This window comes from Bifidobacterium dentium JCM 1195 = DSM 20436 (assembly GCF_001042595.1).
Taxonomy (GTDB): domain Bacteria; phylum Actinomycetota; class Actinomycetes; order Actinomycetales; family Bifidobacteriaceae; genus Bifidobacterium; species Bifidobacterium dentium.
The window spans coordinates 2076899-2089025 of the sequence record NZ_AP012326.1 but is presented as its reverse complement, the minus strand read 5'-3'; the positions used below and the strand labels follow the sequence as shown (position 1 = coordinate 2089025).

9 protein-coding genes and 2 pseudogenes are annotated in these 12127 nt (G+C 53.8%); 4 read left to right on the top strand and 7 right to left on the bottom strand.

What is annotated here, in order from left to right:
• Positions 1-19 precede the first annotated feature (19 nt).
• The 6 genes and pseudogenes from BBDE_RS08790 to BBDE_RS11730 form a co-directional block, all read right to left on the bottom strand.
• A complete protein-coding gene (locus tag BBDE_RS08790) occupies positions 20-1420 on the bottom strand; it encodes a hypothetical protein (RefSeq protein WP_003838925.1) in 1401 nt (466 codons plus the stop codon).
• 88 nt (positions 1421-1508) lie between these two features.
• Positions 1509-2963: a hypothetical protein gene (locus BBDE_RS08785; protein ID WP_003838926.1), complete on the bottom strand. Its 1455-nt coding sequence runs from the start codon at positions 2961-2963 to the stop codon at positions 1509-1511.
• Positions 2964-3066: 103 nt separating this feature from the next.
• Positions 3067-4617, bottom strand: coding sequence for a hypothetical protein (locus BBDE_RS08780; RefSeq protein WP_003838927.1), 1551 nt, complete (start codon positions 4615-4617; stop codon positions 3067-3069).
• Entirely contained in the window at positions 4614-5183 is a 570-nt protein-coding gene (locus BBDE_RS08775; protein ID WP_012902470.1) for a serine O-acetyltransferase, read from the bottom strand. The genes BBDE_RS08780 and BBDE_RS08775 overlap by 4 nt, the downstream gene beginning before the upstream one ends.
• A 96-nt stretch (positions 5184-5279) precedes the next feature.
• Positions 5280-5462, bottom strand: a pseudogene (locus BBDE_RS11735) (glycosyltransferase); the annotation flags it as partial.
• A 60-nt stretch (positions 5463-5522) separates the two neighbouring features.
• Positions 5523-5756 (bottom strand): annotated as a pseudogene (locus BBDE_RS11730) (glycosyltransferase); the annotation flags it as partial.
• A gap of 189 nt (positions 5757-5945) precedes the next feature.
• Between BBDE_RS11730 and BBDE_RS08765 the strand changes: the two are divergent.
• From BBDE_RS08765 to BBDE_RS08750, 4 genes are read left to right on the top strand one after another with little or no spacing between them, the layout of a single operon-like run.
• Entirely contained in the window at positions 5946-6977 is a 1032-nt protein-coding gene (locus tag BBDE_RS08765; RefSeq protein WP_003838931.1) for a glycosyltransferase family 2 protein, read from the top strand.
• A gap of 33 nt (positions 6978-7010) precedes the next feature.
• Entirely contained in the window at positions 7011-8102 is a 1092-nt protein-coding gene (locus BBDE_RS08760) for an EpsG family protein (protein ID WP_003838933.1), read from the top strand.
• A gap of 24 nt (positions 8103-8126) precedes the next feature.
• Positions 8127-9119 (top strand): glycosyltransferase family 2 protein, encoded by a 993-nt coding sequence (locus BBDE_RS08755; RefSeq protein WP_012902469.1) that lies wholly within the window; start codon positions 8127-8129, stop codon positions 9117-9119.
• Between the two features lie 16 nt (positions 9120-9135).
• Positions 9136-10605: a flippase gene (locus BBDE_RS08750; protein ID WP_012902468.1), complete on the top strand. Its 1470-nt coding sequence runs from the start codon at positions 9136-9138 to the stop codon at positions 10603-10605.
• A 17-nt stretch (positions 10606-10622) separates the two neighbouring features.
• Here the strand turns inward: BBDE_RS08750 and BBDE_RS08745 are convergent, their stop codons facing one another.
• The gene (locus tag BBDE_RS08745; protein ID WP_012902467.1) at positions 10623-11777 is read right to left on the bottom strand and encodes a glycosyltransferase; all 1155 of its coding nucleotides are present in this window, start codon (positions 11775-11777) and stop codon (positions 10623-10625) included.
• Between the last annotated feature and the right edge of the window lie 350 nt (positions 11778-12127).

Genomic DNA, 12127 nt, shown 5'->3' with positions numbered 1-12127 from the left:
ATGAATTGTTGCGGGGAAATCAGTTATGTCGGTATACGCTGCAGCTGATGCCGGTGACATCCGGGTTCAGCCTGTCGTTATACGCCGACTGGCTGCTAGTCCGGCTGATTTTATGGTATCGAGGATTGTGACTGAGTATATCCGGCTGGCCGGTGCCATCGGCACCGGTGCAATCCACGAAAAGCATTTTGCCTGTATCGGTGTTTCTAGGTAAATCACTGGTGTGGAGGCTTGGCTTGCCAGCGGTGGCGCTGAGGTTACGATACTGCTGATCGGCATAACTTAGATGGGTCTTGGTGAAAGGATTCCACATTTGGACATCAGCGTTCATATATGGCAGCGAGTTGCTTACCGCATATACCGAGGTGGCATCCCGGACCGGCACGATGACGTCGCTTCCTGTCGATTCGATGTCATCGTCAAGCGTGTGGGCGAATTGTGCTCCGATCGAAGTGATGGTGTGGGCGTCCTGCAGAGCATCCTGCCATGCGACGCGTGTCTTAGGCACTAGGGTAAGTGCCAGCGCCACAGCCACGCCAATGGTTATTACGCGTTGGAAGCGGCTGTGGTTGGCGGCTTTGTTTCGGGCATCATGAAGCATCAATGTCAATGCCACGGCGGCCAGCATCCAGAGCAGAGCACAGTTTTTCTGGGCGTTGACGCCGAAATAGACGAGGTTGATCACCACCGTCACCCATGCCACCGTGCACAGGGAGACGAATACTGCGCTAAAGCTGGAAGCTATGATGAACAATACGATACAAAGCAATCCTTCCTTGGACAGATACCAGTTTGCCAGAGGCGTGATCTGCGGAGTATTGCTGCCATTGGGGAAAAGCTCGATTGCCGCCAGCAGGGCGCTCAATACGGGCAACAGTAGGGCGGTGTAGTTTTTCCTTGCGCGCAGAGTGCGGTTGCGGGCCATGTCGTACAGCCAGACGATGAGCATGCTACCGGTAAAGCCAAAAGCCCACACATGGGTTTGGAAGAGCAGGGCCAACCATAGCGCATACCGGTAAGGATGCTTGTCCCGATGAGGATAATCCGCAATAATTAAGGCGCATGACAAAGCCAGCACGCTGTAGGAGCGGGCGATCGTGGGGATTTCGTACACGAACAGACAGGTGACGGGGGCAAGCAGTTTGACAGCCACCGGAATGTCGGACACGTATAGGATTGTCAGCGCCGCGATCATGAGCACGGCGCTGATGATCTGCATGCTGACGTATGGCGCTCCCATTTTGGCGAACGGCATCAGCATCAGGAACCAGAGTGCCGGGTGTCCCTCTTCGCGCAGTATGCTGCCGAACAGGTCGCCCAGTGAAGCGTCGCGGGAAATGAGCCATGCCTGCGACTCGTCACGCCACGGTTCGTGCAACGGTATCATTGCCAGAGTCAGCGCTGAATATGCGACGAACATCACGATAAGCGCCACTGAGACGATACACGTGACGTGGTCCGGATGAAGGTTGCGATGCCGCGGAGAATGAGGATTGCTGGATTCGGTGTTATCGACGTTCATAGACAACGGTATCCATTCCTTCCACGGTAATGGTGCGTACGGGCTTGTATCGGTCATGAAGGATGCGGTCGATGGCAGGCTTCGGCATCGTGTAATACGGCTGCACCACGATGTATTTCGCACGGGCGGTGGCGAACTCTTCACGCAGCAGTTTCGCATAGCTGTCGCTGAACGACGCCTCCCAATCCTGGAGCCATGCGAATCGGTACATCGGTTTCAGATCGTATTGCAGGTATGCGCCGACGAGCACGTTGTAGAGGACTATGTCACCATGGGCCTCTTGGATGACCTGTTCCAATTCTGGTTCGTCATACGTCGGTTCTGACCAGATGAGCTTATTGTCCACTTTGGCCTGGTACCCGCACAACAAGGCCATGACCAGTCCCAACGCCACCAGCGTCTGCCAGTGCATGTGGATGTGTTGATCGGCGTACCGGCATACACCACCCAGAAGAATCGGCAGGAAGATGGCTGCCACCGCGGCGTAATGCTGGTATGGGCTGATGTTGAAGAACAGTACGATGAACAAGATGCCGGATATCGCTATGGTCCAGTCAAGGGGATTGCAGCGACGCTCGAGCAGCATGTGTGCCAAGGATACGAGCACCATTGCGCAAGGCAGGCATAGTATGAGCACGATGGTGTTGATTTGCGAGGAGAGCAGGCTTTCGGAATTGCCCGCGTAGCTGATGTTGAACAGCACCGTGCCGTATACGAAATCATAGAACGCGTGATGCGCCGCGAAGTAAACGCAGAACGGTATCAGCGGCAGTGCGATGCCGACGATGAACGACAACGCGCATTTGAGCAGCGCCATCCACTGTTTCCACCGGAGAAGCATGATGGCGATGACCAGCACTCCGACGCATACGGATAGCGCGTTGGTCAGACGGGACAACAGGCAGACGCTGAACGACAATCCGTATACGAAGGGATGCCACCACGGCACCACGGACCCGTGATCGCTGTCGCACTGTTTGAACCAACGTACGGCGATCAGCAGGGAAACGGCGAGGAACGGCAGACAGAGGGGCTCGATCAGATTCCAGGAAGGAGCGCAGAGAATGCCGATCCATACCGCGGATATCCACGCTATTGTTACCACCATTGCCGTGCCATGCCGTTGGGGAGTGAATTCCCGAGCAAGCAGATACAGCATATTCACGGTGACGGCGGCCCAGACAATGGTGAGCAGGAAGATACCCAATGAGGATTCCGTGAGTTTCCATCCAAGCATATTGAACAGGAAAATCAGAGGTCCTTTTTGATCCCAGAAATTCACGTATGGGATGCCGCCCTCGGCCCACATCTTGCCGGTGAGCTCGAAGATGTACTGATCGGAGTACCACGTTTCAAGCACGCGGGGGTAGATGGGAGAGAGGATGTCCGTAAGCGTGATGAGCACTGCGGCGAACAGCGAGTTCACTACTATTGGAACCATGCGAGCATAGATTGATCGGGATCGCGTCGGTGCAGCCGTTGAGGTCTCTTGCTTGGGGATTGAAACAGACATTGGTACTTCCTTGGAATCGAAATGAGGCATTTCAGACTGCGTGTCCGATACGTTGATAGATGCTGTATGTGCCGGAATCATCGGTAAAGGAGCGGACAAGCCGGTACCTTGTCTTCAACGAGTCCGCGATCACCGGCGTCAGATTGCCGTACTGCTGCACCACGAGTATCTTGGTGCGGGGCTGTGCGTAGGAGTCGGCGATTTTGATTCGCAGATCGTCGCTGAACTCGGCCTGCCAGTCCTGGAAAACCGCGTAAGGATAGGCGGGTTTCACATCATTGAGCGTGTATGCCAACGCATTCATGTTGTAGAACGCTATGGAACCTTGGGATTGCTTCGCCAATCGGGCGATCCACGTATTGTCGAATTCCGGCCAGGTCTCGACCTGACAGGTGCGCAACCCAGCATAGCCAAGCAACAAGGACGCTACGCATGCCAACGCCATGATACGTGGTAGCTGATTATGCAGAACATTTGCGGCCGGTACCAGTGCCAGAGGAAGGAAGACCACGTCGATCACCGTGTAATGAAGGTAGGATCCGGTCTGGATGGTGAACATCTGGAAGAACAGGACCGAGAATGCCAGCGAGCCGAGCACGAGGACAATCGAGTCGCATGTGAAAGCCTTGCGGCGTATTGAACGAATGATGCCCACGAGCAGCATTGCAGCGGGAACCGCGAACACCAAGACAAGCGTCGAGATACCGGGAAGCCCCGACGTAGCGCTCAACCCACCGGCATAATGCAGGTTATACAGCACCGTACCGTACATGAATTCATAGAACACACCATGCGCGGCGAAATACACCGCGAACGGGGCGAAGAACGTTGCTACGCCAGCTAAAAACTCCAGAATGCAGGTGCCTAGGTTCTTCCAAGCCCGTCGTATTACCATCAGTACGGTCAACACCAGTACGCCCACGCATACCCCCACGGCATTGCTCAGGCGGGTCATGAAGCATACACCGAACGCCAGTCCGTGAACGTATACCCACGCGCCGGGAATCCGCCAGACGCCACGGTCCGCGGGATGGTCCTGATAGGCGAATAGGGAACGCATCACGAGCCATGCGCTCGCAGCTAGGAACGGCAAGCAGAACAGTTCGGTCATATTCCAAGATCCGGGCAAGCATACTGCGATCCAAAACACGCAAATCCATAGCGTCAGTGCATCGGTGGCGTGGGAATAAGCGGGCCTGTCATTGCTGGAGGGGCGTTCATGGTCGTGGATGGTACCGATGGCCAGCCAGAGGAACCACATCGCAATGAGCAGGAAGACGCATTCAATGATGACGATGCCGAACCCGTTGCCGGTGAGCTTCCATCCGAGCATGTTGACGAAAAAGATGAAGGGTCCTTTTTGATCCCATATGTCACGATATGGGACACCGCCTTCGGCCCATACCTTGCCGACAAGCTGGAAGAAGTCCTGGTCGGGCATTAGATGCAGATTCGCACGATGCACAGGTGAGAACAAGTCAAGCAGAACAACGGCTACAATGGCGGCCGCTGCGTTAAGCACGATATGCAATGGTGCGTTTTTGGGATGTTGGGCAGTGCGCGGGGAGCTGATGGCAGTCATATGTTTTCACCCCTCCGTATCGGTTTGGCCGGAATGCCGACCACAGTGGTGCTCTTATGCGGTATGGAGCGAGTGACGACGGCTCCCGCCCCGATGATCGTTCCATCCGCTATCGTCACGCCGCCGATGATGGATGCTCCGACGCCAATGTCAATATCGTCTCCTAAATGAGGTGCTGCGAAGTCTTTAGCCGCGTTCCCTATGCAATTGGCACCGTGCAGCACGCAGTTTTTGCCGATTCGTGTGTCTCCATTAACGACAATGTTGCCGTAATGATACAGGCGAAGCCCCTCATCGAAGATATTTTCGGAAATCTCTATGCCAAGACGGCTTCCTAGACGGTTCTTCCTCCTGCGCGCCCATAAAAACATTACGTAATGAAGTGGGGTCTTATGCCGGTTATTGTATCGGTATTCACATACGCGCAGACGTTTCTGGAAACGCCAAATCTGAGCTCTTGGATCATCGGTGAGATAGGCGAGGAGTGTATCCATACGGCCGCCGTACAGGTAAGCGCCCCGTTCCGCGGATAGGAAGCGGCATAAGTCTTGTTTTGTCTGAATCACTGCGTGTCCTTATGACGATCGGAGCCTTCTTATATTCGGTTGGGAGATTACGAAAAATGGTCGGAGGGAATACATCCGATTGACTTTGCGCGGGCGTCATATCTCGGCCTCGATGACATACCGCGGACGGTGTTTGGCCGCTAGATAGATTTTCCCTATGTATTCGCCGATGATTCCCATGGACAACATGAGTAATCCACCTATCAGCCATAGCGAGCACATGATTGAACCCCATCCGGAGACCACGTTGTTGCTTGCCCAGGAAACGATTACATAGATGGCCAGCAGTGCGTTCTGATGGCCTCGATTATGGGCTAGTTTCACGCCATGGAAAAGCGACGAGTCAGTATCATTGAGTCGCCTAATGTATTGCCGGATCCCATCTTCCGAGCCATCATCGACAAGGAGTATATGGCTGTCATCGGAAATCAAGTGCTTGGATTTCATCGCAGTGATTTTGTCGAGCAATACCGGTGCGGTGATGGGAAGTTGTGCGACCTCGTTATAGCAGGGAATCACAAGAAAAATGGTCGGTTGTTGGCGATTCTCTTCGTTGGTTCTTCGATCGGTCATATCTCCCTCGGATAATTCCAAGCCCCTCATGCAATACCTTCACTATATAGTTGTGGGGGGAGAAAAGATGTTGTGCAGGGCCGGCGATAACCTTTCAGGAAAGGGAGGAATGTAGGCTGCTGGCTTCTGAAGTAAAGCTGTTTGAGTGCAAAAGATAGGGTTTGATAGTATCAAACAAAGGGGATCGCTATGGCCTTTGACGAGCTGATCAGCGTCATCGTTCCCGTATACAACGTTCGACGTTATCTCCGTCAATGTCTTGAATCCTTGGCAACACAGAACTATCCGTCATTCGAAGTCATTCTCGTTGATGACGGATCGGCGGATGGTTCCGACCTGCTTTGCGATGAATATGCCGCGAAAGACGAACGTTTCAAAGTCGTGCATCAGCAGAATGCTGGTTTGAGTGTGGCTCGCAATACGGGCTTGACTCATGCCAGCGGCCAGTATATCTCCTTTGTGGATAGTGATGATTGGGTTTCTGGATATTATTTGTCCACGCTCATGTCCGCCATCGCGCAGAGCGGCATGCCCTGTGCCTCTCTCGCCCACCTTAGACCGTTTCGTGATGGCAGTGGCTGCAGATTGTATGGAGACCACGGAATGCCGTCTATGAGAGTCGTCGGGAAGAACGTGAAAGTCGCGGATGAAATGACCGCTCAGAAAGCATTGCTGCGTCAACGGATTAATTGCGGGGCGCAAGCGAGGCTATGTCGACGAGACGTACTACTCAGTATTGCAGCCGACGGTAAGGTGTTTCCGGAAGGCCTGTTGTACGAGGATTTGGCAACCGTCTACCGCATCATGCATGAAGCGCGGGGCAGCGCGCTGGTATATGAGAGCCTGTATGCCTATAGGCGTAGATGTTCGGGCATCATGGGGAATTATGGTGCGCTTCATGATGAGAAAGTGAAGTCTGCGATTCGTGTATCGCATGGGCTTTATGAGGATATGATGCGGTGGCATCCTGAACTCGGCAAGGAAACCGCTTCGCGCTGTTTGGCTCTGCTGTGCACGGTGTATTCCTCATTGGATGCACGGGAGTACGGCAATAAGGAAGCCATATGGCAGGAAATCCAACGATACTGTGTTCTGGCCCGAGCCGATAGCGGCGCCCGGTTGAAGGATCGTGCGGCCACATGCTGCGTGATGGCGGGAGAGCCTATATTCGCTGTGTTCTGCAGCCTGTATCGAGGATACTACCGCTGGATTGGATTCTAGGGGTACGAAGGGCATGACGAGAATGGGGGCGACATGGTTTATGGCGTGCTGATGCTGGTCTGTTGCATGCTATGTCTACTCATGCGGATACCAAGGCTACGGCAATTCCGATGTTTCGGCCTGGTTATGATGCTGACGATGATGACGACCGTTTCCGGGTTGCGTTCTAGCAATGTCGGTACGGATAGTCCCATGTATGCGAGATTGCTTAGACACTCGGGCAAATGTCTGAAATACAATTTTGAAGCTGGCTATTGCTTGCTGAATGGTGCTATATATTGGTCAGGGGCCACTTACTCCGTACTATTCGTTCTGGAGAGTCTCCTGCTATACAGTGCCATTGGCCTATTCATTTACCAGTACGTTGAAGAACGGTGGTGGGGCTTCTCCTGCCTGATGATTTTCGGGATGCGTACGTTTTTCACGGCCCTGAACATCTCCCGTCAGTACATCGCAGTGGCTTTGTGCATGCTTGCGTTCATGCTGTACGAACGGAAACGCTGGAAGCTCGCGCTGGGTTTGGTGCTGCTTGCCATGACCTTCCATATCACATCCATCGTGGTACTGCTTCTCCCTTTCGTGAGATGGTGGGCGCAATCCGAGCACTTCGAACTGCAGTCCATAGCGGCTGTCGTCGTAACTTTCCTGATACAGTTCTTTGACTGTGGAGGCATTATCGTCTGGGTTGCCGGTTTCATTCCCAAATACCGTCACTACCAGCATGACTCGCTGATGAATAACACCGGAACGTCGATATTCTGGGTGCTATACACTCTGGCGTTGTCGTCGGTTTATATCGCCTACGTGTGGCGGAAGCGTCTCAATCAGTCGAACAATGTGCGTGAAGGGGTGCAATCCGAGTGCAATGAGCCGTTGCTATTGGCGGGAGCACTGATTTATGTGGTCATGGTCAACGCTTTCGCTGGCGTAGGCACCTTGAACCGCATGTCCATTTTCTTCACCATGTTTTTCATCTGGTTGCTGGCGGCTTTGCTTGCCGCACTAAGCGAACGCATGCAGATCGCAGTGGAACTGGTGATTCTGGCCGCATCGTTCCTCATGTGTTACCGACAGGTCTACATCAGAGGAAACTTCGGTGTGCTGCCCTATAAGGTATTTTTCTGAGCGAAGGATGCGAAAGGGAACGGTATGGCCGATGAACAACCGCTGATCTCCGTGATTGTCCCGGTACACGGTGTCGAGGCGTCCTTGGACGCGTGCGTGGAATCCATCGTGAGACAAACCCACCGTAACCTTGACATCATTCTGATAGATGACGGATCACCGGATCGTTGTCCGGAATTATGCGACCGTTGGATGACTCAGGATTCCAGAATCCGTGTCATCCATCAACGCAATAGTGGGCCATCAGCCGCCCGTAATGCCGGAATTGAGGCCTCGCAAGGTGAATATCTCGGATTTGTGGACTCGGACGATAGCATCGCTGAGGACATGTACGAAACGCTATTGCGTAATCTGTTGCGCGAACAAGCCGACATCTCCATCATCGGTACCAGTCTTGTAGGGGAGGACGGCGAGTCATACGTGCCGTATGCGACCGAATGCCGTTTCCGCATGAATTCGGAACAAGCCTTCAAATATGTGAACCTGCCCGGATACTTCCATGTCGCGGTATGGGACAAACTGTACCGACGTGAACTATTCGATGACGTACGTTTCCCGGTGGATCGTCATAGTGGCGAGGACTACCCCGTCACATTCCGTATGATCGATAAGGCCGAGACGCTGATTTACGATTCCACTCCGAAGTATTGCTATCATCTGCACGAGCGGATGACGCTACGTCTGCGCATCACCACCGCGCAAAGCGACGAGACCCGTACCGCGCTGGAACTGGTACGAACCAAATATCCGCGGTCGTACGATTACATGCTGTACGGTCATCTCATCGCAACGATAGGCACCTACAACAACATCATTCTGCAAAGACAACGCGGGCAATGGGCGGACTTCGAACGACATGCCGTCAGGCTCGTACGCAAGGCTCTGCCCCGTGTCATGAGACTGCCGGAGATCCCCAAAGCCAAATGCGCGCAAATGCTCCTGCTGTGTCTTTCACCTGCCCTGTACCGCAAGGTGCTCATCATGTTCAAACGTCGCCATGCCAAGGTCTTGGGCTGAGTCGAGGAGTTTCAAGATGCCAACGCATTTCGCTCATTCCGTGAAGTTCAATGCAGCGATGAACACGATTCTGACCGCATCCAACATGGTGATTGGGGCCATCACCATTCCATACATCACTAGGACGCTTTCCGTGGAAGGCTACGGCAACGTCACCTTCGCCCAGAACATCTCACAGTGGCTGTCGACGATCTGCTTGGTGGGCATACCAGCCTACGGCATACGCGAATGCGCCCGCGTGCGCCATGACGAACGCCAATTGGCGTCCGTGGTCAAAGAGCTGCTCATCATCATCACCGGCTGTACGTCGACGGTACTGGGATGCTTCGCGCTGACCATAGTATTCGTACCTAGGCTGCGTGGGCTTTCGGTACTGATGCTTATGTTCCTCGTCAGCACGTTACTGCTTTCCTACGGGGTGGAATGGTTCTTCCAAGCTATGGAGGAGTACGAATACATCACCATACGCAGCGTTGTGTTTAAAACGCTCTCGTTCGTCGCCATGCTTATTTTTGTGCGGGCCGACGGCGACTATCTGATTTATGGCGCGATAACGGCGTTCGTAACCTGTGGAAACAACGTGCTCAATCTGATTCGGCTCGGCAACATGATTGACCTACGCACGCCGGTACCGCTCCGTATCAGGCGTCACGTCAAACCGCTCGCATCGTTCGCGATACAGTCAATCGCCTCATCGATCTACCTGTTCTTCGACAGTATCCTGCTGGGTATGCTTTCCGCCAACAATATGCAGGTCGGCTTCTACCAGCTTGCAGCTAAACTCAAGGGCGTGTGCTGGAGCGTGATCAACGCAATCGTCGGAGTGCTGGTACCGCGTCTGTCATATTATGCGAAACATTCCATGCGGCAATATCACGATCTTGTCGGCAAAGGTTTCGGCGCCATTTGCAACCTTTGTCTCGGACTATGTTGCTATCTGGTAATGGAAGCCGAACCATTGACCATATGGGTATCCACGGAGAAGTACCTCGATGCCGCCATTGCGGTGCGAATCATCGGATTGGTAAGCTTCTTTTCCTGTATGAGTACGTTTTTGGGATTGTGCATTCTTACTCCGCTTGACCGCGAAAATAGGCTTGCCGCCTCTAATCTGATGGGCGTGCCAATCAGTCTTGCGGGAAATCTGCTGCTGGACGCGCGTTTCGGTGCCACAGGAGCGGCGATATCCATGCTGGTTGCGGAGATCGTCATTTGCACGATGCAAATGCACTACTCCTGGGACGTGCTCTGCAAGTCAGTAAACTTGGGGCGACTATGCCGTATGGGCGGTTGCCACGCGTGCTCGTTCGCGACCCTGTCGATGTTGCTATATAACGCTCCCGGTCTGTCAATGGGATGCGCGGTGCAGGTGGTGGCAGGCATGTTCGCATATTGTTCGGTGTGGCTGGCTGCCGGCCTTCTGCTACGGGAAGAGACCGTGTGCTGGGTGTTCGGACTGGTGCGAAGCAAGCTTACGCGAGGGTAGACGTCACAGGCCACCGTTCAGTCTAGATAGCTTTGCTGCACGCCGTCAAGCATACGTTCCGACGTGAACTTGTCGAGATACGTATTACGAACGGCATCAGGAGAGAACCTGCCATTGCAAGACCGTTCAGCGATGACGCGTTCCACTTGGCGTGCGCCATCCTCCACATTCCCCACCTCGAACAGGTAGCCGTTCACACCGGGCCTCACCACTTCGTTGCTGCCGGTCACATTCGTAGCCACGATCGGCACGCCGGCACGCAATGACTCAACCAACGAATATGGCAGACCCTCATACAGTGAAGTCAACAGATACACGTCGAACGCCGTGACGACACGCTCCGCATCATCCCGGTAGCCGAGCAAATGTACGTTACCGCCAAGATCGTTGTCTTCGACGAACCTCGCCACATCATCCTGCAGATCTCCGTCGCCTACGCAAACAAAATGCGCACGCGGATCACGCTCGACGACCATCTTGGCGATTCTCGCGAATGTCATTGGATCCTTCTGTGCCGCCAGGCGTACGGTCGAACCGACGATAATCGCGTCCTGCGGCAAACCGGACAATCCCAGCGACTGCAACGCCTCCTCGCGCGACGGCAATGCGATATCGGGAATGCCGTTATAGATGACCTTGAATTTATTCGGATCGTCAATCCCATACTGCAATGCGATATCGCGTTCGCCGGTAGAGACGTTGAATGTACAGGTAGTGAATAGGTGGCTGAACATTCGTTCGAGCATCACAAACAGCAACTTTTTGGGTTTGGAAAATTCCCGAGCCTGGAACGCGTAGGCGTGAGGTGTGTAGAATACTTTCGCCACACGGCTTCCAATGACTGCGGAGCGGCCGATGACGCCCGCTTTCGAGCTATGGCAGTGCAGAATATCGGGCTTGATTTGCTTGATGAGAGCATGCACGCGTAACCATGCCTTGATATCGTTCGGTGCGGAAATATCCCGGATCAGTTCGGGGATGGGGATGAGCGTCGCATGGTTTTCCATTTCGGGCAGGGCCTTGCGGTAATAATCATCAAGTCGGCCGGTTCCGTAGGCGACCGTCACGTCGAACCTGCTGTGGTCGATGCCGGTGACGATATCCACGACGTTACGGCCGCAGCCACCCATGGCCTCTTGCACGATGAGCAGTTTCTTCTTGGCCTCGGTCATGCTCTCCCCTTGAATGTTCTCCAAAATTTGTATGCTAGGGTGGTTTCCGCATCCCCCGTTACACGTATGATACTTTCCCCTAAGTATGTTTTCGTATTCACCTTTAAATGTGTGCGCAAGGTTGTTGTCGGACTCCCCTTTTTGTGGTGGGACATCCGTATAATGTGCGGGAGGACAGTCGGAAACGTCAGAAGGGATTAGTGGAGTATGACGGGAAATGAGTTCAAGGAATGGCCGGATGTGCATGCTCCGGGTGGGGCTCACGGAGCACGGGTCACGACGACGTATGATTTTCCCTTAACAGAGGAGGATCGACTTGCCGGAGAAGGGGCTTCCAGAGGACTTTCGGT